Below are 26,192 nucleotides of genomic sequence, written 5' to 3'. Positions count from 1 at the left end.
TTGCTGATAATTAATAAGTGTTATTTATGCGATTATTAAGATAAGATGTTGGAGAAATTAAAAAGGTCGCTAGATAAAATAGCGACCTTTGAAAATGTTATGGGGATAAACTTAGATTGTTCTTCCCGGGTATTCTTCTAGACCTTTTTCTAAGCAAGTTAGTGCTTTTTTAAGGTCGTCTTGGTTTAATACATAAGCCAAACGCACTTCGTTTGAACCGGCACCTGGAGTAGAGTAGAATCCAGTTGCTGGGGCCATCATCACCGTTTCATTGTTGTAAGAGAATTTCTCCAACATCCATTGGCAGAAATTGTCTGCATTATCAATTGGCAATTTTGCGATTACGTAGAATGCACCACCTGGGTTAGGGCAGAAGACCCCATCTATTTTATTAAGTCCTTCTACCAATGTATCCCTTCTCGCGGTATACTCTTTAGAAACTGCTTCAAAATAACTGTCAGGAGTATCTACTGCAGCTTCTCCAGCGATCTGGCCTTCTAAAGAAGGGCTCAGTCTTGCTTGAGCAAATTTTAATGCTGTCAGGTATAATTCCCTGTTTTTGGTAATGATACATCCAATTCTTGCTCCACAAGCTGAATAACGTTTAGAAACGGTATCAAATACCACCACGTTTTGCTCTAGACCTTCTAATTGCATTGGGGAGATGAATTCGCGACCATCATAACAAAACTCTCTATAAGCTTCGTCTGAGAACAGATAAAGGTCATGTTTCAAACAAAGTTCTTTCAAAGCTTCTAATTCTTCCCTAGAATAGAGGTAACCTGTTGGGTTGTTTGGATTACAGATGGCGATAGCTTTAGTTTTTTCGGTGATTACTTTTTCGAAATCAGCAATAGACGGTAAAGCGAAGCCATTGTCAATAACGGACATGATGGGTTTAACGACGATATCAGCCGAACAAGCGAAACCATTATAGTTTGCATAGAAAGGTTCAGGAATGATAACTTCTTCACCTGGGTTAAGGCAAGCTTGCATGGCAATGGTAATAGCTTCAGAGCCACCATTGGTCACTAATATATCGTTGGGAGTGATGTTATAATGGATTTTATTATAATACTCAGCCAATTTTGTTCTGTAAGATAAAGTTCCTTCAGAAGGGGTATAAGCCCAAACTTTAAAATCAATGTTTTTTAAAGCATTCAACATGATTTCAGGCGTTTCAATATCAGGCTGACCTATATTCAAATGGTAAATTTTCTTTCCATCTTTTTTGGCCTGATCGGCAAATGGAGTTAGTTTTCTAATAGGCGATGCAGGCATGTTGGTGCCCTTTTGAGAAATAGTTGGCATTATAATTCTATTATGTTTTTAATCTTTACAAAAATACAAATAAAACTGAGCTTGTCCTTAAAAAAAGAAAGCCGCCCTGTTTAGGACGGCTTTTAAAAATTCTCTATACTATTCCAAAAATGTTTCGTTTTGGAATTATATTTCCCTTACTCCACGATACCTTTGATGGTTAGTGTTTTAACAGGGGTTTTTGTATTTGATTTTACAATAAATGACTTTGTAAAAGGACCTTTTGCAGCTGCATTGAAGGTAACTTTAATAGTACCTGCTTCACCTGGTTTAACAGGAGTTTTGGTAAATTCCGCTACTGAACATCCGCAAGTGGGTTGTACATCTGAAATAATGATTGGTTCATCTCCCGAATTGCTGAATTTATATTCATGGGAAACCGGTTTATTCAAAGGAATCTTTCCGAAGTCATGGGTTTCTTTGTCAAATTTAAATTCTGCAGCAAACATTCCCATCGCAGTCAAACTAATAAATGCAATCAATACTGCACATATACTTGTAATCTTTTTCATTGTTTCAATTTTTTCGTTGCTTTAATCAATCAAATCTAAGACCATTTTTATAAGAATACGATTCTTTAATGAAATTTTGAAATAATTCCACAAGAATATTACAATCTTGATATTAGATAATGCCTTCTTTTAAAATGTCTTGCAGATGGATAATGCCCGCATATTTTCCTTCAGCTGTAACCACTAATTGTGAGATACTGTTCTGTCGCATGAGGTGGAGTGCATTTGCAGCCAATTCTGTTTTGTCGATTGTCTTCGGGTTTAAAGACATGATATCTTTCGCCTGCAAACCGGATACATCCTCGTATTTGCCCAGCATCCTCCGGATATCACCATCAGTTATGATTCCCAAAATCTTTTCATCTTCGATGACTACCGTAGCGCCAAGTCTATATTCAGTAATACTGATCAATACGGAGCGGATGCTCGCATCTGCGTTAACCATTGGGATTCCGTTATGATCGGAAAGATCGCTTACTTTTAAATAAAGCTGTTTTCCTAAAGCTCCTCCTGGATGATATTTAGCAAAGTCTTGATCGGTGAATTGTCTTTTGGTTTGAAGGCAGACAGCAATGGCATCGCCCATCGCTAGCTGTACCGTAGTACTGGTTGTCGGAGCAAGATTATTCGGACAAGCCTCTCGAGTAATACTGGTATCAAGAATATAATCCGCTTGCTCAGCTAAGAAAGATTCATGATTTCCAACCATGGCTACCAGAATATTCCCAGTTTGCTTTAAGTATGGAACTAAAACTTTGATTTCTGGTGTATTCCCACTTTTGGAAATCGCGATGATCAGGTCATCCTTCTGAATAATTCCGAGGTCACCATGGATGGCGTCTGCGGCATGCATAAATATTGCAGGCGTTCCGGTGGAATTTAGGGTAGCGACAATTTTTTGAGCGATGATTGCACTTTTTCCGATTCCGGTCAATATTACTCTTCCTTTAAGTGTCAAAATCTTCTCAATAACCTCTACAAAATCGTTGTCGATTTTTTCGGATAGAGCCAATACGTTAGCGGCTTCAAGTTCAAATGTGCTCTGTGCCAACGATTTGATATCTATATTGTTTTTCACGTAATATTTCCTTAATTTTATATATAAATATGATGTGTTCGCTACAAAAATACATTATTTAGCACGTATTATTCATACCGTTATTACATCTATTTATTTTGCATAGTCAATGGAAATAGAAAAATCACTTTTCGACAATCTTCAAGATTTTTTTGGGTTCGACACTTTTAAAGGCGATCAAGAAGCAATTATTACCAATGTTCTGAATAGGAAGGATACATTTGTGATAATGCCTACAGGTGGCGGAAAATCAATCTGTTATCAGTTGCCTGCTTTGATGAGCGAGGGGACAGCAATTGTTATTTCTCCGCTTATTGCTTTGATGAAGAATCAGGTCGACCAAGTTCGCGCTTTTGGAGGCAGAGACAGCATCGCTCACTTTTTGAACTCCTCCCTTACCAAGAACGAAATTCAACGTGTCAAGCAGGATGTACAAGATGGTAAAACCAAGCTTTTGTATGTCGCTCCTGAATCTTTAGCCAAAGAGGAAAATGTTAACTTTTTAAGAAGTATAACAGTTTCATTTGTGGCTGTTGATGAGGCACACTGTATTTCAGAATGGGGGCACGATTTTAGGCCGGAATATCGCAAGATCCGTCAGGTAATCAATGAAATTGGGGAGGATATCCCAATTATTGCATTGACTGCCACCGCTACCCCAAAGGTACAGTCTGATATCCGTAAGAACCTTCAAATGAATGATGCGACTTTATTTAAGTCTTCGTTCAACCGTACAAACCTGTACTATGAGGTGAGGCCTAAGGAAGATGTAATCAAGCAGATTGTCCGTTTTATTAAAAGTAATGCCGGAAAAGCCGGTATTGTGTACTGTCTAAGCCGCAAGAAGGTAGAAGAGATTGCTGAGGTATTAAATATCAACGGCATTAAAGCGCTTCCTTATCATGCTGGATTGGATGCCAAGACCCGCGCTGATACTCAGGATAAGTTTTTGATGGAAGATATCGAAGTAATCGTTGCAACGATTGCTTTTGGAATGGGCATCGATAAACCTGATGTCCGTTATGTCATCCACCATGATATCCCTAAATCGATGGAAGGTTATTACCAGGAAACTGGTCGTGCTGGACGTGATGGTGGGGAAGGCTATTGTTTGGCTTTTTACTCCGAGAAAGATGTTGAAAAGCTGACTAAGTTTATGAAAGATAAGCCGGTTTCTGAAAAGGAAATTGGTACCCAAATATTGAAGGAAGTGATTGATTATTCTGAATCGGCAGTTTGTCGCAGAAAGCAGATCCTTCATTATTTCGGTGAGAAGTTTGATGATACTGGATGTAATTCCATGTGTGATAATTGTCGCTCAGCAAAAACTTATTTTGATGCGGAGGAACCATTATTGACCGTGTTGAATTTTATCAAAGAGGAGGGGGATAAGTTTGATGATCAACATATTATCAATGTCTTGATTGGTCAAAACAATCAGCCTATCTCAAAATATAAACATGATACCCATGCCTTATTTGGTTCAGGGAAGGAGCAAGGGGTTAATTTCTGGAACTCATTGATCCGTCAGGCTGAATTGGCAGATTTTATCAAGAAGGATATTGACCATTATGGTCTGCTACAGTTGACTCCAGCAGGAAACAAATACATCAATAATCCGTATCCATTGAAGTTTATATTAAATAAACCGATGGAAATGTCTAAATCAGATTCTTCTGAAGAAGGTTCGGGACAGACTGGGGCATTAGATGCAGAGCTTCTTAAAATGTTAAAAGATCTTAGGAAGAAGATCGCAAAGCAGAAATCACTGCCTCCATTTGTTATTTTCCAGGATCCGTCGTTGGATGAAATGTGTACCCATTATCCGGTTAGCATTGATGAACTGAAGCAAATCCAAGGGGTCGGTTCAGGGAAAGCCATCAAGTTTGGCGCTCCATTCGTAGAACTGATCAAGAAGTATGTGGAAGATAACGATATTGATAGGCCTCAGGATCTGGTGATCAAGAGTACGGCCAATAAATCAGCTTTGAAGGTTTCCATTATCCAGAATATCGATAGAAAGATTTCCTTGGAGGATATAGCATCATCAAAAGGTATCAGTTATGAGGATCTTTTGCGTGAGGTGGAGTCTATCGTAAATTCAGGCACCAAATTAAATATTGGTTATTTTGTGGATGAAATGATTGATCAGGATCGACAAGATGAGGTCTACGATTATTTTAAAACAGCTGAGAATGATGCCATTGAAACTGCATTGGATGAATTGGGCGAGGAGGATTATTCCTTTGAGGACATCCAGTTGATGCGCATCAAATTTATGTCGGAACTAGGTAATTAAAAATTATATGATTAATACATATTTGCCAGAAATCAAAAATGGCAACTCTTCTTCTTTCTTCTTGATGGCAGGACCATGTGCCATCGAAGGTGAAGAAATCGCTTTACGTATTGCGGATAAAATCGTTAATATCACTGATAAACTAAACATCCCATATATTTTCAAGGGGTCTTACCGTAAAGCAAATCGTTCTAAAGGAAATTCTTTTACTGGGATTGGGGATGAAAAAGCATTGAAAGTGTTGGAAAAAGTAGGGAAGACTTTTGGAATACCTACAGTGACTGATATCCACGAAAGCCATGAAGCTGCAATGGCTGCTGCTTATGTGGATGTGCTGCAGATTCCAGCATTCCTATGTAGACAGACGGATCTTTTGATCGCAGCTGCTGAGACTGGAAAAGTGGTAAACATCAAAAAAGGACAATTCCTTTCTGCGGAGTCGATGAAATTTGCTGTTGAGAAGGTCCAAGATGCTGGAAACCCTAAGGTCATTCTAACTGATCGTGGTAATACTTTCGGATATCAGGACTTGATCGTAGATTATAGGGGATTACCAGTCATGAAATCCTTTAATGTTCCTACGGTAATGGACTGTACGCATTCCTTGCAACAGCCAAACCAGAGTTCAGGAGTGACTGGCGGTAAACCGGAGTTAATCGAGACCATCGCCAAGGCTGCCATAGCTGTTGGTGCTGATGGACTGTTTATTGAAACCCATCCTGACCCTGCAAATGCCAAATCTGATGGCGCAAATATGCTCCACCTAGATCTGTTAGAAGATCTGTTGGTGAAATTGCAAAGAATTAGGGAAGCGATTCTTTAAGACATAAAAAAAGCTGGTTTATTCAAACCAGCTTTTTTATGTCTTAGATTTTAGATATGAGATTTTAGATTTGAGTATTGAGATAGTAGAAAGTCTATTCAACTTAATATCTCATGTCTCATATCTCACATCTCACATCCATTATTCAAAATACTCTTTAATTCTCTCAAAGAATGATTTTTCGCTTTTACCAGGTTGTGGTTTGAAGTTAGCGGAGTTCTTAAGTTTCTCTAAAAGTTCTTTTTCTTCTTTGGAAACTGTTTTTGGAGTCCATACATTCACATAAACCAACTGATCACCTTTGTGGTATGAATTTACTTCTGGAAGGCCTTTTCCTTTTAAACGAAGGATCTTGCCGCCTTGGGTTCCTGGTTCGATCTTGATCTTTGCTTTGCCATCTATGGTCGGTATTTCTACGCTAGTACCTAGTGCAGCATCCGCAAAATTGATATATAGATCATAGATCACATTGATGCCATCGCGTTTCAGAGTTTCGTGAGGAACTTCTTCAACCAAGATGATCAAATCTCCAGGGATTCCACCACGAGGGGCAGCATTACCTTTTCCACTCATGGACAATTGCATGCCTTCGCTCACACCTGCTGGAATATTGATTGAAATGGTTTCTTCACCACGAACTAGGCCTTCACCTTTACATGAAGTACATTTTGCAGTGATTTCAACGCCTTCACCATTACAGGTAGGGCAGGTGCTAGTGGTTTGCATCTGACCAAGGATAGTGTTGGTCACACGTCTTACAGAACCCGAACCACCACAGGTATTACAGGTATGGTAAGAGTTTTTGTCTTTGGCACCAGTACCATCACAGGTATTACATTTCACCTGTTTGTTTACTTTTACCTTTTTCTCAACTCCTTTAGCAATTTCTTCTAGGGTAAGTTTGACTTTGATTCTCAGGTTGGTTCCGCGTTGGACGCGACGTCCGCCACGAGTACCACCGCCGCCACCTCCGAAGAAGCTTTCAAACGGATTGCCGCCGCCAAAGATATCTCCAAATTGACTGAAGATGTCGTCCATATTCATGCCGCCACCGCCATATCCAGACGCAGAATTGCCTGCATGTCCGAATTGGTCATAGCGTCTTCTTTTTTCAGGGTTGCTCAGGACTTCATAAGCCTCAGCAGCCTCTTTAAACTTGTCTTCAGCCTCTTTGTCTCCAGGGTTTTTGTCTGGATGGTATTTGATGGCTAGCTTACGATATGATGTTTTTATTTCTGTTACTTCTGCCGTTCTGGTTACACCAAGGACATCGTAATAATCTCTTTTTGACATCTTTTATATTTATTGGCCTACTACTACTTTCGCAAATCTGATTACGTTGTCATTCAAAGTATAACCTTTTTCAATAACATCGATAACCTTGTCTTTTAAATCTGGGGTAGGAGCAGGAATGAGGGTAATGGCTTCTTGGAATTCAGGGTCAAAAGGTTGACCAATAACTTCGATTTCCTTTACGCCAAGTTGTTCCATGGTTTTCTTCAATTTATGGTAAACCAAATCGATGCCTTGTTTCATGGGGTCATCAGCAGGAACATCTTTCATAAAGCTTAGGGATCTGTCGAAATCATCAACTACGGGTAATAATTTTAAGATTACATCTTTACCAGCAGATTGCATTAAATCGATCTTTTCTTTTGCAGTTCTCTTTTTGTAATTGTCAAACTCTGCAACCAAGCGGGCATATTTATCGTTGGATTCGTTTAACTTATTGGTAAGTTCTTCGGTTGCTGCAGAACCTTGCTCTACATTCTCCTCCGAATTGTTCATTTCTGGGTCTTGAATATTCTCGTTCTCGTTTATCATCTCCTAATATCTAGTTTAAGTAACCTTAACATGGCATCCATCAATTTTTTTGCCAACAAAAAAAATCCGACATGCTGTCAGTGTTTACTGGATCCACTAGCAATAATGTCGGATTAAAATGGTATTGTCAGCTATTAGATGCTGACATTGTCATGCAACGCACCATCTGCTGTTTTCAGGATACGTGCAGGCATATTTCTAATAATTTGGTAATCGTGTGTAGCCATTAAGACTGCTGTTCCTGAGGAAGCGATGTCTCTTAATAACAAGACGATTTCTTCGGATGTAGCAGGGTCTAAGTTTCCTGTAGGCTCATCGGCAAGGATGATTTCAGGGTTGTTCAATAGTGCTCTCGCAATAACGACACGTTGTTGCTCACCACCGGAAAGTTCATGAGGCATTTTTTTAAGTTTAGAACGAAGCCCTACTTTTTCCAATACATCAACGATTCTATTCTCGATTTGAGCTTTTTCTTTCCAGCCCGTTGCCTTAAGGGCAAATTCAAGGTTTTTCTCAACGGTACGGTCGTTCAATAAATGGAAGTCCTGAAAAACGATCCCCAATTTACGGCGTAAATAAGGCACATCATTTTCATGAAGTTTTTTCAGGTCAAATCCAGCAATCATTCCCTCGCCATTCGCGATATATAGGTCACCGTAGATTATTTTCAATAAACTACTTTTACCTGAACCAGATTGTCCAATAAGGTATAAAAATTCTCCTTGGGCAATGTCTAAGTTAACATCTGAAAGTACAAGGTGTTTTTGTTGATAGATATCTACATGTTTAAGCTTGATAACCGTATTTGTCTCTCTCATAGTAATTTATAAGTCGATTTTCTTTATTTGGCCAAATGGCAACTCACGAACAACATCCATAATGTATTCAGATTTGTCGCCAAGACCGATTTTTTCCAATGATTTGTCGGGTCTATCCACGCGGAAATAAGCCAAAAGCGTAAATGCATCGTCCCTTAATTGAACATAATCTGGAATTTTTGCTACACCTTTAACCTTAATAACATACATAGTCAAACAAAATTATAATTTTTTACGAATTCACACTCATATAACGACAATAAAAGCTAATTATTGGTTCGCCAATAAAAAGTCTAATGTATTTACATTGTCGGCATAATCATCCAATTCAGGGTATTGGCTCGCGCCAAATGGAAATACAGGGACATCTTTAACCTTCAAATCCATGTCGCTGGTAATACATTGGATCTTATCTTTATGAGCGATAATGTACTTTTCAACTTCCTCCATTGATTTGTAATATTCGAAATGAACAACGGCAAGGGGAGAAGCTAGGCTTTCATCTTCTTTCAACAATAGAAATCCATTGTCAAAATGTTTGTTCTTGTTGATCAAATAGATTGATTTATTGAAATCGTAATTGTTGTTGTATTTTGAGTGATCCTTAATCGGATGAAATGATTCTAGGTTGTCCAAGAGTTTTGCAATATCGTAACCTTCTGGAATAAAGATTTTGGAAACAGAACGGCAACCTAATCCAAAATAATCAAAGATATCATGTCCAAGTGCCACTAATTCTTCTTTAGTTTCATCACCAGAAAGGACCGAAAGTGAGTTTCTGTTTTTACGGATGATATTTGGTTTTTTGCCGAAATAATATTCGAAATAGCGTGCTGAATTATTGCTACCAGTTGCAATGACCAGGTCAAAATTCTCTAGTTTTTCTACTAATTGAATCTTTTCTGCGAATTGAGGCTCGATTTCAATTAACTGATCCAAAATAAATTTAGTTAATCCGGCATCGTCCGAAGACACTTTGATTTTGGCAGTGAATCCCGCCAGAAGTACACACATAATATCGTGGAATCCCACTAATGGAAGGTTTCCCGCTAATACTAAACCGACAGATTTATCAATATCGTGATTAGGAATATCCTTTAACCATTTTTCCAATTTTTCATGAGTTAGATTATGCGCAATAGCATGGATCTGTTGTAACACATTTGGTTTGGTATACCAAGCATTTTTATGAACTGCTGAATCCAAGATGGGGGAGTTCTTCAACTCATCAGCTTGAAGGAATTGTCCTAGTTTTACGAAGGCGTTTATTCTCTGTTCTCTTGTCAAAATCTTACTATTTATAATTAATCTGTGTTTTTTTTGCCGTATATTTGCCATATCAAAGTAAATAACTACTAATTTTGTATACTTTTATTTTTGAGTGTATGGCATTAGTATTAACTTTGAAAGTGCAAAATTAGTTTATTATTTTATTGTAAGGACATAAATGGCAATTAAAATTACTGACGAATGTATAAATTGTGGGGCATGTGAACCAGAATGCCCAAATAATGCAATCTATGATGCTGGTGTAAGTTGGAAGTTTTCAGATGGTACAGCATTGGATGGTGTGATTGATTTTGGTGATGGAGTAACTCTTGACGCGAATGAATCACAGGATGCTATTTCCAATGAAGTTTATTATATCGTTTCAGATAAATGTACGGAGTGTGTTGGATTCCATGATGAACCTCAATGTGCTGCTGTATGTCCAGTTGATTGTTGTGTTGAGGATGAAGACGTTCGTGAAACAGAAGAAGAATTATTAGCGAAGAAAGCTTGGCTTCACGCTGAATAATCCTAATGATATTTTATTTATAAACCACCTTTTACGAGGTGGTTTTTTTATTTCCCAAAAATATACGGAAGATTAATTGAGCTGATTTCAGCCTATCGGTAAGCGTATGTAGCTCTTATTTTACAATCCTCCCGAATATTTTTATCCTTAACCTATCTCTCTGATTCAAGATATTACGCTTTAAAATGCAAAAAATCCTCCCGTTTCATGAAATACAATAACGCAAAAGATTTGGTTTGCAGCGCTATTTTTTTATTTTTGTTCGTCTAAAAAGTAAAAAAAAGAAATAAATAACCTTATTAAATCTACATGTCAAAAAAAACTACAGGATATGTTCTACTTGCGACCATTGCGATAGCTTCTGTCCTGACCCTCCTCTATGAATTTAATCTTGCGCCAATTCCCGCATCATTGATGATGGTTGTTCGTTGGGTTACTGCCATTGTTTTGGTATGGAATGCCATCGTTCGAAAAGGATTGACAACATGGATCCTGACCTGTATGGTATTGGGTATTTTTGTTGGGCTTGATTTTCCAGATGTGGCGAAGGCATTGCAGCCTTTGAGCCAAGGATTTATCAAGTTAGTGAAAACCATTGTTGGACCAATCTTGTTCTCCACCTTGGTGTTTGGTATTGCTGGTCACTCGGATCTGAAGCAAGTAGGTCGTATGGCTTGGAAATCCATGTTGTATTTCTTCTGTGCTACTACCTGTGCCATTTTCATTGGTCTAGGTGCTATTAACTTGACTCGTGCTGGTGTAGGTATCGATATTGAGCACATGCCCCATGAAGAATTACCACAGACTTCTGCAATTTCTGATGGAGACAAGGTTGCACTTGAGCATATTGATGAAAGTGCCCATTGGATCTACAAATTCACGTCTTTCTTTAGAGATACTTTCCCTGAAAATATTGTAAAATCAGTATACGAAAATAAGGTATTACAGATCGTTGTTTTCGCTGTAATCTTTGGTATTGGACTTGCCATGGTGGATGAAAAGAAACGAAAGCCCTTTGTGGACTTCGCAGAATCGCTCTCCGAAGCCATGTTCAAGTTTACCAACCTGGTCATGCTCTTTGCGCCGATTGGTGTTGGTGCTGCTATGGCCTATACAGTCGGACATCTTGGGATTGATATCCTCAAGAACCTGTTTATGCTATTGGCAACCTTGTACTTAGCGTTGATTTTCTTCCTCGCTGGGGTATTACTGCCTGTAGCGCTTTACCTAAAAATACCTGTTAAGCAATTCATCAATGCCATCAAAGAACCTGTTTCTATTGCATTTGCAACAACAAGTTCTGATGCTGCTCTTCCAAAAGCCATGAGCGCCATGGAGAAGTTTGGTGTGCCAAGGAAAATTGTTTCGTTTGTAATTCCTACCGGTTACAGCTTTAACTTAGATGGTACCTCGCTTTATCTTTCGTTAGCCTCAATCTTTGTTGCTCAAGCTGCAGGTATTCATTTGTCATTCGGTCAACAATTGATGATCGCCTTCACTTTGATGATCACGTCTAAAGGGGTTGCTGCCGTTCCAAGAGCTTCATTGATCATTTTGATTGCTACAGCTGATCAATTTGGTTTGCCGGTATTTGTTATTGCTGCAATCTTGGGTATCGATGAATTAATGGATATGGCTAGAACTTCTGTGAATGTAATCGGAAACTGTTTAGCTACTGTGGTAGTCGCCAAGTGGGAGGGGGAATTTGATGAAACCGCCCCATTTAGGCAGGATTCTGATGAAGATGGAATAGATGAAATTGCCGAAGTAATAGAAGAAGGGCCTGAGGGTGAGACTAGGGCCTAAACCATAAGAATATTTAAATAAATAAGGGAGCTTTTCATTCGAATTGCTCCCTTTTTCTATCTATTAATTATGATTATGAAATAAATCCTTTGACATACTGTTTTGTGATTTCATGTTGTGGTTCTAAAAGGATCTGTTCTGAAGGTCCAAATTCAACTACTTCACCATTGTATAGGAATAAGATGTAATCAGATACCCTTCTAGCTTGGCGGAGGATATGGGTAACCAGAACAATGGTATAATCTTGTTTTAATTGGATCAATAGGTTTTCAATTACCTGAGTCGAAATAGGATCCAATGCCGAGGTGGATTCATCACCTAATATGATTTCTGGTTCCACCGCTAATCCTCTTGCAAGACATAACCTTTGTTGCTGACCTATCGATAATTTACTTGCTGACCCATCTAAACGGTCTTTTACCTCTTCCCATAAGCCTACATTCCGCAGCTGTCTTTCAACAATAGCTTTTAAAGACTTTTTATCTTTATTACCATGTATTTTCGGACCATAAGCAATATTGTCAAAAATCGACATGGGTAATGGAAAAGGCTTTTGAGACAATAAGCCCATCTTTTTTCGAATATGTGTTACTTCCGCATCAGGTCCATAAATATCCTCTCCATTGACAAGGACAGAACCAGTAACCCTGACCTCTGTGGAATCATCCAACAGCCTATTGAGCGTCTTTAGTAAGGTAGTTTTACCACATCCTGAAGGTCCAATTATGGAAGTAATACAGTTGTTTGGGATCTCTAGGTTGATATTCTTTAATATATGTTGATCCTCAACATAGACATTCAACCCTTTGATCTCAATATGTGGATTTACCTGATGAATTATGCCCTGTGTTTTTTCTGTCTCGATGCTAGGTATTGCGTACATATAACGATAAGTAAGATAATGATAGTTAAAATTAATGCTGAAGCATAGGCCCGGCCTTGTACCTCAGGGATAGGACTGCTCAATTGAAAGAAAATGGCTAATGGGAGAGTTGCTGTAGGTTCATCCAGATAGATCGGGATATTGTCACTGAAGCCAGTCGTCAAAAGCACACCCGCCACATCGCCAATCGCTCGTCCAAATGCCAGTAAAATAGCTGTGAATAATCCTGGTTTTATATAGGTAATCATGACTTTTGCTGATTCCCAACGCGTTGCTCCTAAAGAAGTGGTGATATGCCCTAAATCAGTTGGAATCGTTTGGATTAATTCATCCAAGGTCCTCACAACTATCGGGATGGTGAGCAGGGTTATGGTTATAACACCACCTATCAAAGATGCCCTGACACCTAACCAAACCATAATACTGAAAGCTATAGCCCCATATACAATAGATGGGACTCCGAATAGAACGTCAAATATCAATTTAGAAAACCGACTGATCCTTGATCCTTTCTTGGAATATATATTCAGATAAATACAGATCGGAATTCCTATGATGGTAGCCAAAAAGGTTGATAAACCAGCGAGATAAAGCGACCCAAGGATAGCATTTAGGATTCCACCGCCTTTGCCAACATAGAAACCTCCTTCGGGCGTCTTCGTGATCATGTCCAAGCTCAAATATGGTAGCCCTTTATAGAGGATAGTCCCAATGATAAAGAACAAGGAACCCGTAATGATTATGCCAGAACCCTGCATAAGGAGTTTGGCAAATTTTTCTTTTCTCAGCCTTCTATTGATGTTGCTCATATATTCTTTGCCTCCATTTTCTTTAAAATCCCTCTTGAAATCAGGTTAAAACCCAATATGATCAGAAACAACAGCAAGGCTGCAAACATCAATGCTGAATCGTACAGAGGAATTGACATCATTTCCCCAAAGTTATTGGCAATTAGTGCTGGCAAAGGATATCCTGCATCAAATATAGATTGAGGAATCTTTGGGATATTGCCACAAACCATTAGAACAGCAATGGTTTCTCCAAATGCTCTGGATACTGCCAGAACTATTGCGGCCATTATTCCAGGTCGGGCTTTCTTTAAGATGACTTGTTGGATAGTTTCCAGCTTTGTTGCTCCCAAAGAAAGTGAAACTGACCTCAATTCCTTGGGAATAGTCTGTAATACCTCAACCATGATGCTGACCATGATAGGGAAAATCATGACAGCCAATACGATACCTCCAGAAAAAACAGAATAACCAGTGCTGCTGATTCCAAATAACGGTGCAATATATTTTCCAATTAAGGGTACTACGAACAATACACCCCAAACTCCGTAAAGCACTGGTGGGATTGCTGCCAGGACATTCACCAAAGGCAAAACGAAATTTCGCAATCTACTGCCCGCATATTCCACCAAGTATACTGAGGCAGAAAGACATAAAGGCACTGCAATGATCAAAGCAATTAATGTCACCCAGACTGTGCCCATGATGAAGGGTAGAAATCCGAAGTTTCCCTTCATTGGTGACCAAACGCTACTGCTCAAGATCGTCCAAAGAGATTCAGTGGCTATCAGGGGCTCTGCTTTAATACTTAAGCCAACGAGAATTGCCAATATCACCAAAAGGCATATTCCCAATAAAATCCCTGAGAGGTTTTTGATTAACTTATCTTTTATCAGTCTGTAATTCACTCGCAAGCAGTTTTTCGTTTTCTTTCTTGTTTAATTCCTTGTTAATTGGCACAAATCCATTGTCCAGCAAATAAGCCTGCTGTTTGTCTGTCATGACAAAGCGGACAAATTCTTCAAGCAATTTAGATTGATGTCCCTTGTTTAAAACAAACATGAGCTCTCTTGAAGGAGGAGAAGGATATTTCCCAGTTGCAACCGCATTGGTAAGACTGTCCAATTCGCTATAGAAGTTTTCCTGGGCGTCAATCTTATGATCAGCATTAATATCCAATGGAAGGGCTACAATATTAGCAGTCGTTCTTTTGCTGTTTAAATCATAGACATAGTTTATATTATTGAAACCAATAGCTAGGGGATTGTCTTTAATTGCCTGAGCTAAGCCCGGGTCACCAAAAATCCCGATACCTTTCAATTCTTCTTGGGTAGCACCTAAATATTTAGCCCAGGTCTCAGCCGCGCCAGCAGCATCCGAGCGTATGTATACCTCAATGTTTTTGTTAATAAAACTAGGATCCAAATCACTCCATTTCTTAATCTTGCCTGTTACGAAGATGTCTTTCAATTCATCTTGACTCAAACCCCGTTTTAAAAGGGATGATAAATTGGGGTGATTGCTGTTCAGCGTCCCAATAACGGCATCGTTTGCCACGATGATGGGCAATGCGCCTTTTTCTATCTCAATAGGATGAAGGTCGCGGGATACCAAGCCAATGTCTACCATATTTGACAGTACATCTGAAATGCCTTTACCAGCACCTCCAGCAGAAATATTAAACCTCACATTCGGATGTAATTTCTTGAAATCCTCACTCCATAAAACTGCAATTGGGTAGAGTGCAAATGCTCCAGAAATGGAAATTGTACCGACAAATCCTCTCTCTTTATCATAACCTTGATCGACCTTCGGTGCGCAAGAAAATGTTACAATTTGGATTAAGGAACTAAATATCAGTGTTTTAAATACTCTAAGTCGCTGTTTTTTACGCATCCTTTGAAATTAATTACACAAATATATAGTAATTTGGTAGACTTTGTATAGTTCTTTTATAATTATTTTATACATTTGTCGAATAAACATTAACAATAACCTAACTAAAGAGGTGAATAATTACCTTTTTAATAATTGAAGATAGAATGCAGAGCTTTAGGACAGAATTAGAGAATCCTGTAGTAGCACAGGAAATCATAGAATTAGAAAAGAAGATCAGGGCATATCGGAAAGGTGAGCTGCCTGAGGAAAAATTCAGATCCTTGCGTTTAGCTAGGGGAGTATATGGGCAGAGGCAACCGGGTGTACAGATGGTGAGGATTAAACTCCCGTTTGGAAAAGTTACTTTTCAGCAGATATTAAAAATCGCAGATATCTCAGATGAGTACGCAAGCAAAAACCTTCACCTAACAACCAGACAAGACATCCAAATCCATTTCGTAAGCTTAGATAAAACCCCAGAACTGTGGGCCAAGCTTGCTGAGGATGATATGACCTTAAGAGAAGCCTGTGGAAATACGGTAAGGAATGTTACAGCGTCTCCAACCGCAGGGATTGATCCTGAGGAACCATTTGATGTTTCTCCTTATGCTCATCAAACTTTTAAATATTTTGTTCGTAATCCAATCTGCGCAGAAATGGGCAGGAAGTTTAAGATTTCCTTTTCATCGTCTGATAAGGATACTGCATTCTCTTATATCCATGATTTTGGCTTTATTCCTAAGGTTAGGATCGTAGATGGTAAAGAACAACGCGGTTTTAAGGTTATGTTGGGCGGTGGCTTGGGAGCTCAACCTATCTTAGCGCATGAAGTTTATGATTTCCTCCCGGAGGATGAAATCCTGCCTTATGCTGAGGCTACCATTCGCGTTTTCGATCGCTATGGAGAAAGAAATAACCGAAATAAAGCCAGATTTAAGTTCTTGGTCCAAAAACTAGGCTTGGAAACAGTTTTGAACTTGATCGAAGAAGAGAAAATAGCTGTAAAACATAAATTGGTTTCCTTCGATGTTGACGCTGTTTCTCAACCAGAACCTCCAACCAAAAAAGTCGAAGAAGAAACTGCCCATGATCTCCTTGGATTTGAGTTATGGAAAGCCACAAACACCTTCGAACAGAAGCAAAAAGGTTATTATGGGGTTTATGCGAATATCCAAACTGGTGATATTTCTACTGAAAAAGCACGTGTACTAGTTGATGGTATCAGAGATCATGTGGCTGATGATATACGAATTACCCAAGACCAAAATCTTTTGTTCAAATATGTTCGTCCTGAATCCTTGGCAAGCATCTACAATGTGCTTTTGAAATTAGGCTTTGCAAAACCAGGATACAATAGCACTGCCGATATTACTACTTGCCCTGGAACAGACACCTGTAATCTAGGGATTTCTAATTCCACTGAAATGGCAAGAGTGTTAGAAAACTATATCCATGAATTCCATCAGGATTTTATCCAAGAAAAAGAGCTGAAGATTAAGATCTCTGGCTGTATGAACTCTTGTGGCCAACATGGGCTTGCCCATATCGGCTTCCATGGTAGCTCCGTAAAAGTGAATGGTAATGTAGTTCCCGCGGCACAGGTTATGCTTGGTGGAGGAACCCTTGGCGATGGTAAAGGAAGAGTTGCTGACCGCGTGATCAAAGTTCCTACTAAAAGGGTGCTTCAAGTAGTCGATGTTATATTAGCTGATTTTAAGTCCAATAAGAATAAAGAACAAAACTTCATCGCATACTATGAGCAACAAGGAAAAGATCATTTTTATAGGTTATTGAAGCCATTGGCTGAACTGGGAAATCTAAGTGCAGACGAGCATATCGATTGGGGTCATGAAGAAAGTTTTGAGACTGCGATTGGTGTTGGTGAATGTGCGGGTGTTGTAATAGATCTAGTAGCAACCCTGTTATTAGAGGCGGAAGAAAAATTAGAATTAGCAGAACTGGCTTTGGAGCAAAAGCAATTCGCTGATGCCATCTATCATTCTTATAGTTCGTTTGTATGGACCGCAAAAGCATTATTGTTAGATAAAGGGATAAATGCTTCCACACAAACTGCAGTAATTCAAGAGTTTGATGATAACTATGTAAATGATGACTACTTCCAGTTTCCATCTACATTTTCAGATAGAGTATTACAGATTAATAAATACGAGCCTTCCGAAGAATTTGCAAGAACCTATTTGCTACAAGCTAAGGCATTTTGCATTGAGGCAAAAGAACGTAGGGAAGAATGGCGTGTAGTAAACCAATAAGAGAGGAGAGAACATGAAGGAAATAAAACCATTTGTAACATTGGTAGGCGCTGGTCCAGGTGACCCAGACCTAATCACTTTAAAAGGAATAAAGGCAATTCAGCAAGCAGACGTCATTCTATATGATGCTTTGGTCAATGAGGAATTGCTCGAACTAGCATCAAAAGATTGTACTAAAATATATGTCGGCAAGCGTGCTGAACAACTTTCGACTTCCCAAGATCAGATCAATCAACTTCTCGTTGATTATGCCTTGACCCATGGCCATGTCGTTAGGCTGAAAGGTGGAGATCCATTTGTTTTCGGCCGTGGAGGAGAAGAAATTGATTTTGTAAGAAAATTCAATATTCCAACAGCAGTTGTTCCAGGTTTATCCTCTTCGATCAGTTTGACCGGCTTACAACAAATACCCTTGACCTATAGAGGTATTTCTGAATCTTTCTGGGTAATTACCGGAGCGACAAAAGCAGGTTTTCTATCTGAAGATTTATATACTGCAGTCAATACAAATGCTACAGTGGTAGTTTTGATGGGATTTGCTAAGCTTCAACAAATCATTGATTTATATAAAGAGAATGGTAAAGCTGATCTTCCAATTGCATTGATCCAAAATGGTTCGCTTCCAAATGAGAAGATTGTACTTGGTCGAGTAGAGAATATCCTGGAACAGGCGGAAGCTTCAGCTATTGGAGTGCCTGCTATAATCGTACTGGGCGAAGTGGTAGCAAAACACTTGGAGTTTGAAAAGGTAAAAGAACAACTACAATACATAGAAGCTTAATGAACCAACTTTTTCCAATATATATCAAATTAGATCAGATAGAAACCTTATTGGTTGGTGCTGGTCCTGTTGGATTGGAAAAAATACAGGCTATTATTTCCAATTCTCCGAACGCTAATGTCATGGTGGTTGCAGAAGATATTTCTTCAGATTTCTCGGAATTTGTAAAGGACAAAGCAAAAATTACGGTTTATAAACGTTCTTTTACAGCTGTAGACCTATTTGCTAAACAAATGGTCGTGTTAGCAACCAACAATCCCAAATTGAACAATTATGTCAGGGAACTTTGCTCAAATCACCACATCCTTTTAAATGTGGCCGACAAACCGTCCTTATGTGATTTCTATTTGGGATCAGTAGTCCAAAAAGGAAACCTGAAAATCGGAATCTCTACAAACGGCAAGTCTCCAACGATTGCCAAAAGGCTTAAGGAATTCTTAAATGAATTATTGCCCGAGGAGATTGATGAAACGCTTCATCTCATGGCTGATCTCAGAAATCAACTTTCTGGAGACCTAAAGGAAAAAATAACAGTGCTCAATGCACATACAGAACAATTAATCAAACAAAATGAATATGATCGAGCAAATTAAAGCAGACTTAATCGGAGCAGATGCTCGGTCTATAGTTCTATATATAGATGAGAAATTTGCTGATAAAGCGGTTTTTTCAACTTCATTTGGCATTGAAGACCAAGTGTTGACCCATTTATTGGCTCAAGAAAATGCAAAGACTTCAATCTTCACTTTGGATACAGGTCGACTTTTTCCCGAAACCTATTACGTTTGGAATCGGACTTTAGACCTTTACAAGCTTAAAATCAAAGCTTATTATCCCGAAACCAAGGCAGTAGAAGGACTTTTGGAACAGAAAGGTCCTTCCAGTTTCTACAATTCAGTTGAAGATAGAAAGGAATGCTGTTATATCAGGAAGATTGAACCTTTAAAAAGAGCCATCGCAGGTTATCAGGTCTGGATCACAGGTATCCGTGCTGAACAATCCCAAAACAGGGACCAAATGGAGTTTGTAGAATGGGATGAAGTAAACCAAATTATCAAGATACATCCCTTGTATAATTGGACATTATCTGATGTAGAAAATTACTTAAAAGACAATTTCGTTCCATATAATCCATTACATGATAAAGGCTTTATCAGTATCGGTTGTCAACCTTGTACCAGGGCAGTACAAGAAGGAGAAGACTTCCGAGCCGGCAGATGGTGGTGGGAAGATAAATCAAAGAAGGAGTGCGGATTACATGTAACACATAAATAATTAGTTTACAAAATGGATTACTTAGATCATTTAGAGGCAGAAGCCATTTACATATTGAGAGAAGTAGCTGGACAATTCGAAAATCCCGCACTTTTATTCTCTGGAGGAAAAGATTCAATTACATTAGTCCACTTAGCAAAGAAGGCATTTAGACCAGGTAAATTTCCATTCCCTTTAGTACATATTGATACCGGCCATAATTTTCCTGAAACTATAGAGTTTCGTGATTGGCTAGTGGATCAAATTGGCGAAAAACTGATTGTAGGCTATGTACAAGAAAGCATAGACGCTGGGAAGGTGGTTGAGCAAAAAGGTAAAAATGCCAGTAGAAATGCGCTGCAGACCGTGACTTTACTCGACACTATCGAAAAGAACGGCTTTGATGCTTGTATTGGCGGAGCTCGTCGCGATGAGGAAAAGGCCAGAGCCAAAGAAAGAATTTTTTCTGTAAGGGATGATTTTGGACAATGGGATCCAAAAAGACAAAGACCAGAACTGTGGAATATCTTTAATGGAAAGATCCAAAGAGGAGAAAATGTACGTGTTTTCCCAATCTCCAATTGGACTGAACTAGATGTTTGGAATTATATAAAAAGAGAAAAGATCGCTTTGCCATCCATTTATTTCTCCCACAAAAGGGACGTGGTTTTTAGAAATGGCCAATGGATGGCGGCAGATCCTGTCCTTCAAATCGATGATAGTGATGTTGTTGAACATAAATCAGTGCGTTTCAGAACTGTAGGTGATATGACTTGTACAGCTGCTGTAGACTCTATTGCAACTGAATTGGATGATATCATCGACGAAATCAAAGCTTCAACGGTTAGCGAACGCGGTGCTAGATTGGACGATAAGGTTTCTGAAGCTGCAATGGAAGACCGTAAAAAACAAGGCTATTTTTAATTAAAGGGAGGAAAAGAACATGAACATTTTGAAATTTTTAACGGCCGGTTCTGTAGACGACGGAAAGAGCACATTGATTGGCCGATTATTATATGATACCAATTCCATTCTTGATGATCAACTGGAAGCTATCCAAAAAGCCAACCGAAAGAACGATGATGGAACAATTGATTTGGCGATCCTGACTGATGGTCTAAAAGCAGAACGTGAGCAAGGGATTACCATTGATGTAGCTTACAAATACTTCCAAACTGAAAAAAGGAAATTTATCATAGCTGATGCACCAGGTCATATCCAATACACCAGAAACATGGTTACCGGTGCTTCTAATTCAGATCTGATCATTATCCTAATTGATGCTAGAAAAGGTGTCATTGAACAAACCAAAAGGCATTCCTTTATTGCAAAGATATTGGGAATCAAAAAGGTGCTGGTCTGTGTCAATAAAATGGACATGGTAGACTACGAATTGGCGGTTTTTGAAAACATCAAGACAGAATATCTAAATCTTGCCAATAAATTAGGCTTAGAAGACGTTGATTTCATCCCTGTTTCAGCCTTAAAAGGTGATAATATCGTACAAAAGTCCCAAAGAATGCCTTGGTACCATGCTGCACCATTGCTTACCTATCTAGAAGAAGTTGAATTTGAAGAACTTGCAAATCAAGGTTGGCGCTTTCCAGTACAATGGGTTGTTCGTCCACAAAGTGCTGATTTACATGATTATAGGGGATATGCAGGTCGAGTGTTAGGAGAGGGGCTGAAAGTAGGGGAAGAGGTGTTAGTTTTACCGAATGGCTCTAAATCTAAGGTGAAATCCATCGAATTTGACAGCGTAGAACTGCCTGAAGCACACAATGGATCTTCTGTAATTATCCATTTAGAAGATGATATTGATATTTCCAGAGGAGATTTTATTGTCAGTGCAAACCATCCAGCAAAAACAGATAAATCATTTGAAGCAAATATCTCTTGGTTTGAGAATAAGGAACTTGACTTAGGGCAGATCTATTTATTACAGACATATTCTAAAGTAAGTAAAATAAAAATTCCTGAAATTCTTTTTAAATATGATGTTCATACGCAAGAACCACAATATGATCAAGGCATTGGTCTAAATGATATTGGTCGTGTATTAATTAAATCTGCTGACGAAATTGTATTTGACCAACAAAAAGATTTCCCAGAAAATTCCAGAGCAATAATTATAGATCCTAGAACTAATATAACAGTAGCCGCTGCTATAATCCAATAAACATTATTCATAATCCTACAGATATCTAATAGTTATAGAATCTGTAGGATTGATATTATTAAAGATTGATTCAATAGAAGGGTATATTCCTTAACATTTATTTAACATAATATAAATTATTTGACATATTACCAATCTAGAATATTATCCCAAAATCTATATATATCATTTAAACCTAACAAACTCAATGTACCTAGCTATTTTCCTGATATATTGAAATTATCAAAATCCTATTAAGTTAAATAAACCAAATCTTTAAGAATTCACTAAATCTTATAAAGTGTTCCTTATTAATAAATCCTAAAACAAAAAATCAAAAACTTTAGAATTCCTTTCTAACCGAAATAATTGTCCCAAAGCTATTCCTAAACATTTGCCCATAATCTACGGATCCGATTAAACCAATTGTATAATTGTTTCTAAATGATCTGCTGGCGTTTAGATAAAAAGAAAATTGATCCACTTGCTTAAATAATCCATAAGGTTTTTCAAATAGTCTCCCCGAAGAACCGCCCCATGGACTTGTACTGAATGTCCCAAAATGCTTTGAATAAGTTCCTTTCAATAACAAATTCGTTTGGAATAAATTAATATCAAAGCCTACATGAAATGCAGATACCCGATTGCTAATGTAATACTTTATGGGATTGTATATTTGTCCTTCTTTAGCGTCTTTGCTGGGTATGATTAATGGGCTTCCTAGTCCCAAACCTTTATAGGTCCATCCATCTAAATAATATGAATTGTTATAGTAATCTTCATCTCCAGATGCCGTTGTAATTGACCATGGATAGCCTGCTTGATCTTTGCTGTAAAAATATTCCACTAAAACCTTCTTCCAGCGAAAAAGCTTACTATTGTCGGTGTTAAATTTCAAATTTTCAATTGAAATTCCATTCAATCCATCTCGAATATTGGCCAGTTTTGAAATAGCCCCTACATCATAAAAATTCTGCCTATACCCTATTATTTTGACGTTTTTGAGGTTAATGGATGCACCTAAATCTATTGAACCAAGATGATTTCCAATTTTAGAACTCCAGATAAATTCACTGGAATAGGCTTTTCCAAAAAAGACATAATAAAAGGTTCCAAAATTAGACAGCGAAAACTCATCCCCATATATCTGTTTTTCACTTCCCCAAAATGCTTGGTGATTGATGCCGCCATATAGATTGATCTTCCAATTTTCTTTCCCAATCCTTCCGTATAATGACTTTTGATGGTAAAAAGTTTCCATTTTATGATTTTCGGTTTTCACTAAAAATACACCTGGATTCATCCTTGTTTTACCAATATAACCCAAAGCAAAATTTCCTTTTATTGAAATAAGGCCATCCAATACGGGTATTCTATAGAAATTCGGAATTATTACTTCCATTTTAGGAATACCTAATGAATTCCCTGAAATAGAAAAGTTGCCGGAACTCAAGGTACTATCCCCATTCAATCCCATTAGATCTTTGCTACGACCAATTTTCCCCTCAAATATCCACCATTTCGCATTAAGGTTGCCTTCAATGAGGTCTACAGTTGATTTCCCAGCCAAATTGACCCTGCTTTCAAAATTCAATCCCCAATCAAAGGATGAAAAATCAGTGGGTTCTATCTGCTTTAAGTTTTTCTGAAATCCAATCAACCAACTGTTTGATAAACCAGTTGCCGGAATGGAACCAAATTGGTTTGATCGCATCCAAAAAGGAACAACATACTTATTAGTCATACCAACCTGAGATTCTATAAAACCCTTATATTTTGATGCTTCGAATAGCTGTGCTAATGATACTATCGGGAAAATATACAACAGCAATGATATTATGGATTTATTCATATTCATCTGGTTTTATTGCTGAACTTTTCTCGAAATAATAGTTCAATAAACTTGGTATTTGTTATTAAATACCGTTTCCACATCCTTTTGGGTTCTTGATAAGTCCGATAAAGCCATTCTAAACCTGCCTTTTGCATCCAAATTGGAGCCCTTTTGATATGTCCAGAAATCACATCAAATGTCCCCCCCACTCCCATTATAAATGGAATCTTGATGATGTCTTTATACTTATTTAGAAAGATCTCTTTCTTAGGGGAACTAATGGCAACAAATAGCATTTGTGCAGCACTTTCGGCTATCATTTTCGCTATGGTCTCCTCCTCTCCTTCAGCATAATATCCGTTTCTATACCCTGCAATGACCTGATTTCCAAACTTATCACGATACATCTTGGCTACCTTCGAAACAATTTCTTCCTTCGCTCCAAACAAAAAGACCTTATAACCCTTTTCTCCTGCCAAATCCATTAAATTGATCATTAAATCTGCCCCTGCAACGCGCTCAGGAAGGGGCTGTCTTAATATCCGACTTGCCCAGACAATACTCTGCCCATCCGCATTGATGATATCACAGTTTACCACCGAGTCATATAGCGTTTTATCAGTCTGCATGTTCACCAATTTTGCCGCATTAACTACAACATGGTGTATCTGTTTGTTTAGCTTAATATTGTTTTCTATTTCTGTTATTGTTTGATCCATAGTTAATGGAGGATAGGACAATTCATGATATTTACAGTAGGTATCTTTTTAGATTCCATAATAGATTCGCTTTTGATTTATTGATTAATTGCTTTTTTTGGGCTTTCTATGATACCAAGGCAGCCCCAAAGACCTTCGGATTAATTTCGTTTAACTTGAAATGTAACTTTGCTGTTTGTTGCTAATTCAGAAGTATTCTCATTGAGTAAAAATTCTGTGAAAGCATAAAACATCCAAGCTTGTGCCCATCTCATATACGGAATCTTAGTATTGAAATTCTTTTTTAACTGATAATAGAAATATCCTTTTGGATCTTGCATATTGATTATGGTCCACATTAAAACACTTTTGATTAAGTCTATATTTTCATCCCAGATCTTTAGTCTGGAAAGTGTTATGATCAATTGCGAAGTGGCATGTACATCAATTGGATAGATTCGGTTATCATAATACTTTGGAATACCCTTGCTTGTAAAAAAGTTCTTTAGGTAATAGTTTGTCCCACTTTCTATGACCTGATTAAAGCTCTTATCTCCAGAATATTGTTGATAGGCATGTATGCATTCTAGGTTATAGCCAGTATGGAAACTATCGATCCATTGATGGAAAGGTAAAGTTCCATAAGCCCATTCTCCATTTTTTTGTTGATGCTTGGCAGCAAATGAAACCGATTTTCTTGCTTCAGTCAGCAGGTTTTCATCCTTCGTGTGCCCATATATCTGACTTAATAATCGACTCCCTAACAAGGAGGCATTAAAGACTTGGGTTTTATCCAGAGGAGAATAAGAAAATGAGAAATCTCCATCCTTATCATAAGTCCTATTTAAATCTTTTAAAATAAAATACTGGGTATCAATTGCCGTATTTAAGTATTCCATGCGCTTGGTAATCCGATATGCTTCAAGCAAAGCTGATGCAATAAATGTGGTTGCTACAACGGTTGGTGTTCCTTTTGGTTGGAAAAAAGCACGGGCTTGCCAGTCAAAATTATAACCCCAACATGCCCCAGAGTATCCTTCATTTTTTATTTTTATTAATAGATCTGCCAACTCTATTATTTTTTGGAGATAATTTTCGTTTGGTGCCAATTTATAAAGATTACAATATCCGTTTAAGAACAGCCCGATTCCCTTAGGGTTATAATCTTTTTCTACGCCAAATAGTGGCCTAAAATTGATGTGGCTCCTTTTAAAAAATTGGATCCAAGCCAGTCTCGGCAACTCCAATTTTGAAAAGGGCATATTTCTGAAAAACCTACTGTTTAACCCATCATAAGGATCCCAACCTTTAAATTCTTGGCTTTCGCAGTATGTTTTTAATTTTTGAAAGGAATAATAATAATTCATCAT

General features: G+C 38.1%; 25 protein-coding genes. 10 read left to right on the top strand and 15 right to left on the bottom strand.

All coding sequences use genetic code 11. The features are described from left to right. Positions 1-111: 111 nt before the first annotated feature. The 3 genes from ACK2WI_RS15805 to ACK2WI_RS15795 all read right to left on the bottom strand — a co-directional run bounded on the left by ACK2WI_RS15805 (position 112) and on the right by ACK2WI_RS15795 (position 2,910). Positions 112-1,311 carry a pyridoxal phosphate-dependent aminotransferase gene (locus tag ACK2WI_RS15805; protein WP_409151543.1) on the bottom strand — a complete coding sequence of 400 codons (1,200 nt, stop codon included), beginning with the start codon at positions 1,309-1,311 and terminating at the stop codon, positions 112-114. Between the two features lie 146 nt (positions 1,312-1,457). Next, positions 1,458-1,832 carry a DUF1573 domain-containing protein gene (locus tag ACK2WI_RS15800; RefSeq protein ID WP_093096571.1) on the bottom strand — a complete coding sequence of 125 codons (375 nt, stop codon included), beginning with the start codon at positions 1,830-1,832 and terminating at the stop codon, positions 1,458-1,460. A 112-nt stretch (positions 1,833-1,944) separates the two neighbouring features. After that, positions 1,945-2,910, bottom strand: a complete 966-nt coding sequence (locus tag ACK2WI_RS15795) for a KpsF/GutQ family sugar-phosphate isomerase (protein WP_312696163.1) — start codon at positions 2,908-2,910, stop codon at positions 1,945-1,947. Positions 2,911-3,019: 109 nt separating this feature from the next. On the opposite strand from ACK2WI_RS15795, the gene recQ reads away from it, so the two are divergent. Continuing rightward, positions 3,020-5,209, top strand: coding sequence for a DNA helicase RecQ (recQ, locus tag ACK2WI_RS15790; protein ID WP_093096566.1), 2,190 nt, complete (start codon positions 3,020-3,022; stop codon positions 5,207-5,209). Between the two features lie 7 nt (positions 5,210-5,216). Beyond that, positions 5,217-6,032: a 3-deoxy-8-phosphooctulonate synthase gene (kdsA, locus tag ACK2WI_RS15785; protein ID WP_093096563.1), complete on the top strand. Its 816-nt coding sequence runs from the start codon at positions 5,217-5,219 to the stop codon at positions 6,030-6,032. 141 nt (positions 6,033-6,173) lie between these two features. Here kdsA and dnaJ read toward each other — a convergent pair whose 3' ends face one another. The 5 genes from dnaJ to ACK2WI_RS15760 form a co-directional block, all read right to left on the bottom strand. Beyond that, a complete protein-coding gene (gene dnaJ, locus ACK2WI_RS15780) occupies positions 6,174-7,325 on the bottom strand; it encodes a molecular chaperone DnaJ (protein WP_093096560.1) in 1,152 nt (383 codons plus the stop codon). Between the two features lie 9 nt (positions 7,326-7,334). Beyond that, positions 7,335-7,853 (bottom strand): nucleotide exchange factor GrpE, encoded by a 519-nt coding sequence (locus tag ACK2WI_RS15775; RefSeq protein ID WP_373865676.1) that lies wholly within the window; start codon positions 7,851-7,853, stop codon positions 7,335-7,337. Positions 7,854-7,990: 137 nt separating this feature from the next. Then, positions 7,991-8,674, bottom strand: coding sequence for a cell division ATP-binding protein FtsE (locus ACK2WI_RS15770; RefSeq protein ID WP_093096558.1), 684 nt, complete (start codon positions 8,672-8,674; stop codon positions 7,991-7,993). Between the two features lie 6 nt (positions 8,675-8,680). After that, positions 8,681-8,884 (bottom strand): fructose-6-phosphate aldolase, encoded by a 204-nt coding sequence (locus ACK2WI_RS15765; protein ID WP_093096556.1) that lies wholly within the window; start codon positions 8,882-8,884, stop codon positions 8,681-8,683. Between the two features lie 60 nt (positions 8,885-8,944). Next, complete coding sequence (locus ACK2WI_RS15760; RefSeq protein WP_312696165.1) at positions 8,945-9,961, bottom strand: acyl-CoA reductase; 1,017 nt, start codon at positions 9,959-9,961, stop codon at positions 8,945-8,947. 160 nt (positions 9,962-10,121) lie between these two features. Here ACK2WI_RS15760 and ACK2WI_RS15755 point away from each other — a divergent pair, with 160 nt between their 5' ends. Further along, positions 10,122-10,472 (top strand): 4Fe-4S dicluster domain-containing protein, encoded by a 351-nt coding sequence (locus ACK2WI_RS15755; RefSeq protein ID WP_093096554.1) that lies wholly within the window; start codon positions 10,122-10,124, stop codon positions 10,470-10,472. A gap of 309 nt (positions 10,473-10,781) precedes the next feature. Further along, positions 10,782-12,278 carry a dicarboxylate/amino acid:cation symporter gene (locus ACK2WI_RS15750; protein WP_409151542.1) on the top strand — a complete coding sequence of 499 codons (1,497 nt, stop codon included), beginning with the start codon at positions 10,782-10,784 and terminating at the stop codon, positions 12,276-12,278. A 73-nt stretch (positions 12,279-12,351) separates the two neighbouring features. Here the strand turns inward: ACK2WI_RS15750 and ACK2WI_RS15745 are convergent, their stop codons facing one another. The 4 genes from ACK2WI_RS15745 to ACK2WI_RS15730 are packed head-to-tail and all read right to left on the bottom strand — an operon-like array spanning position 12,352 to position 15,845. Continuing rightward, positions 12,352-13,161: a phosphate ABC transporter ATP-binding protein gene (locus ACK2WI_RS15745; protein WP_093096550.1), complete on the bottom strand. Its 810-nt coding sequence runs from the start codon at positions 13,159-13,161 to the stop codon at positions 12,352-12,354. After that, positions 13,116-13,970: an ABC transporter permease subunit gene (locus tag ACK2WI_RS15740; protein ID WP_312696167.1), complete on the bottom strand. Its 855-nt coding sequence runs from the start codon at positions 13,968-13,970 to the stop codon at positions 13,116-13,118. Before ACK2WI_RS15740 ends, ACK2WI_RS15745 begins: the two co-directional genes overlap by 46 nt. Next, positions 13,967-14,857 (bottom strand): phosphate ABC transporter permease subunit PstC, encoded by an 891-nt coding sequence (pstC, locus tag ACK2WI_RS15735; RefSeq protein WP_093096545.1) that lies wholly within the window; start codon positions 14,855-14,857, stop codon positions 13,967-13,969. Before pstC ends, ACK2WI_RS15740 begins: the two co-directional genes overlap by 4 nt. Then, positions 14,832-15,845 (bottom strand): PstS family phosphate ABC transporter substrate-binding protein, encoded by a 1,014-nt coding sequence (locus tag ACK2WI_RS15730; protein WP_312696168.1) that lies wholly within the window; start codon positions 15,843-15,845, stop codon positions 14,832-14,834. Before ACK2WI_RS15730 ends, pstC begins: the two co-directional genes overlap by 26 nt. Before the next feature lie 146 nt (positions 15,846-15,991). Here ACK2WI_RS15730 and ACK2WI_RS15725 point away from each other — a divergent pair, with 146 nt between their 5' ends. Genes ACK2WI_RS15725 through ACK2WI_RS15700 form a run of 6 tightly spaced genes read left to right on the top strand, consistent with a single transcriptional unit; the run spans position 15,992 to position 22,311 of the window. After that, positions 15,992-18,097 (top strand): HEPN domain-containing protein, encoded by a 2,106-nt coding sequence (locus tag ACK2WI_RS15725; RefSeq protein WP_409151541.1) that lies wholly within the window; start codon positions 15,992-15,994, stop codon positions 18,095-18,097. A 13-nt stretch (positions 18,098-18,110) separates the two neighbouring features. Further along, entirely contained in the window at positions 18,111-18,878 is a 768-nt protein-coding gene (gene cobA / locus ACK2WI_RS15720; RefSeq protein ID WP_093096537.1) for a uroporphyrinogen-III C-methyltransferase, read from the top strand. Then, on the top strand, positions 18,878-19,471 hold the full coding sequence (locus ACK2WI_RS15715) for a bifunctional precorrin-2 dehydrogenase/sirohydrochlorin ferrochelatase (RefSeq protein ID WP_312696170.1): 594 nt from the start codon (positions 18,878-18,880) through the stop codon (positions 19,469-19,471). The genes cobA and ACK2WI_RS15715 overlap by 1 nt, the downstream gene beginning before the upstream one ends. Then, complete coding sequence (locus ACK2WI_RS15710; RefSeq protein ID WP_376751309.1) at positions 19,455-20,153, top strand: phosphoadenylyl-sulfate reductase; 699 nt, start codon at positions 19,455-19,457, stop codon at positions 20,151-20,153. The genes ACK2WI_RS15715 and ACK2WI_RS15710 overlap by 17 nt, the downstream gene beginning before the upstream one ends. Before the next feature lie 12 nt (positions 20,154-20,165). After that, positions 20,166-21,056 carry a sulfate adenylyltransferase subunit CysD gene (gene cysD / locus ACK2WI_RS15705; protein WP_312696172.1) on the top strand — a complete coding sequence of 297 codons (891 nt, stop codon included), beginning with the start codon at positions 20,166-20,168 and terminating at the stop codon, positions 21,054-21,056. A gap of 19 nt (positions 21,057-21,075) precedes the next feature. Further along, entirely contained in the window at positions 21,076-22,311 is a 1,236-nt protein-coding gene (locus tag ACK2WI_RS15700; RefSeq protein ID WP_409151540.1) for a sulfate adenylyltransferase subunit 1, read from the top strand. Between the two features lie 322 nt (positions 22,312-22,633). On the opposite strand, the gene ACK2WI_RS15695 is transcribed toward ACK2WI_RS15700, so the two are convergent. The 3 genes from ACK2WI_RS15695 to ACK2WI_RS15685 all read right to left on the bottom strand — a co-directional run bounded on the left by ACK2WI_RS15695 (position 22,634) and on the right by ACK2WI_RS15685 (position 26,192). Beyond that, the gene (locus ACK2WI_RS15695; RefSeq protein ID WP_409151539.1) at positions 22,634-24,142 is read right to left on the bottom strand and encodes a capsule assembly Wzi family protein; all 1,509 of its coding nucleotides are present in this window, start codon (positions 24,140-24,142) and stop codon (positions 22,634-22,636) included. 2 nt (positions 24,143-24,144) lie between these two features. After that, positions 24,145-24,843: a WecB/TagA/CpsF family glycosyltransferase gene (locus ACK2WI_RS15690; RefSeq protein WP_409151538.1), complete on the bottom strand. Its 699-nt coding sequence runs from the start codon at positions 24,841-24,843 to the stop codon at positions 24,145-24,147. A 140-nt stretch (positions 24,844-24,983) separates the two neighbouring features. After that, positions 24,984-26,192, bottom strand: a complete 1,209-nt coding sequence (locus ACK2WI_RS15685) for a hypothetical protein (RefSeq protein WP_409151537.1) — start codon at positions 26,190-26,192, stop codon at positions 24,984-24,986.

Source organism: Sphingobacterium sp. BS-2 (assembly GCF_046161205.1).
GTDB lineage: Bacteria > Bacteroidota > Bacteroidia > Sphingobacteriales > Sphingobacteriaceae > Sphingobacterium > Sphingobacterium mizutaii.
This window is presented reverse-complemented; position numbering and strand designations above follow the sequence as displayed.

Coding starts and splice junctions, on each gene's coding strand:
- ACK2WI_RS15805 (WP_409151543.1), bottom strand. CDS start 1,311: ATGCCAACTATTTCTCAAAAGGGCACCAACATGCCTGCATCGCCTATT.
- ACK2WI_RS15800 (WP_093096571.1), bottom strand. CDS start 1,832: ATGAAAAAGATTACAAGTATATGTGCAGTATTGATTGCATTTATTAGT.
- recQ (WP_093096566.1), top strand. CDS start 3,020: ATGGAAATAGAAAAATCACTTTTCGACAATCTTCAAGATTTTTTTGGG.
- kdsA (WP_093096563.1), top strand. CDS start 5,217: ATGATTAATACATATTTGCCAGAAATCAAAAATGGCAACTCTTCTTCT.
- dnaJ (WP_093096560.1), bottom strand. CDS start 7,325: ATGTCAAAAAGAGATTATTACGATGTCCTTGGTGTAACCAGAACGGCA.
- ACK2WI_RS15770 (WP_093096558.1), bottom strand. CDS start 8,674: ATGAGAGAGACAAATACGGTTATCAAGCTTAAACATGTAGATATCTAT.
- ACK2WI_RS15765 (WP_093096556.1), bottom strand. CDS start 8,884: ATGTATGTTATTAAGGTTAAAGGTGTAGCAAAAATTCCAGATTATGTT.
- ACK2WI_RS15755 (WP_093096554.1), top strand. CDS start 10,122: ATGGCAATTAAAATTACTGACGAATGTATAAATTGTGGGGCATGTGAA.
- ACK2WI_RS15750 (WP_409151542.1), top strand. CDS start 10,782: ATGTCAAAAAAAACTACAGGATATGTTCTACTTGCGACCATTGCGATA.
- ACK2WI_RS15745 (WP_093096550.1), bottom strand. CDS start 13,161: ATGTACGCAATACCTAGCATCGAGACAGAAAAAACACAGGGCATAATT.
- ACK2WI_RS15740 (WP_312696167.1), bottom strand. CDS start 13,970: ATGAGCAACATCAATAGAAGGCTGAGAAAAGAAAAATTTGCCAAACTC.
- ACK2WI_RS15730 (WP_312696168.1), bottom strand. CDS start 15,845: ATGCGTAAAAAACAGCGACTTAGAGTATTTAAAACACTGATATTTAGT.
- ACK2WI_RS15725 (WP_409151541.1), top strand. CDS start 15,992: ATGCAGAGCTTTAGGACAGAATTAGAGAATCCTGTAGTAGCACAGGAA.
- cobA (WP_093096537.1), top strand. CDS start 18,111: ATGAAGGAAATAAAACCATTTGTAACATTGGTAGGCGCTGGTCCAGGT.
- ACK2WI_RS15715 (WP_312696170.1), top strand. CDS start 18,878: ATGAACCAACTTTTTCCAATATATATCAAATTAGATCAGATAGAAACC.
- ACK2WI_RS15710 (WP_376751309.1), top strand. CDS start 19,455: ATGATCGAGCAAATTAAAGCAGACTTAATCGGAGCAGATGCTCGGTCT.
- cysD (WP_312696172.1), top strand. CDS start 20,166: ATGGATTACTTAGATCATTTAGAGGCAGAAGCCATTTACATATTGAGA.
- ACK2WI_RS15700 (WP_409151540.1), top strand. CDS start 21,076: ATGAACATTTTGAAATTTTTAACGGCCGGTTCTGTAGACGACGGAAAG.
- ACK2WI_RS15695 (WP_409151539.1), bottom strand. CDS start 24,142: ATGAATAAATCCATAATATCATTGCTGTTGTATATTTTCCCGATAGTA.
- ACK2WI_RS15690 (WP_409151538.1), bottom strand. CDS start 24,843: ATGGATCAAACAATAACAGAAATAGAAAACAATATTAAGCTAAACAAA.
- ACK2WI_RS15685 (WP_409151537.1), bottom strand. CDS start 26,192: ATGATGAATTATTATTATTCCTTTCAAAAATTAAAAACATACTGCGAA.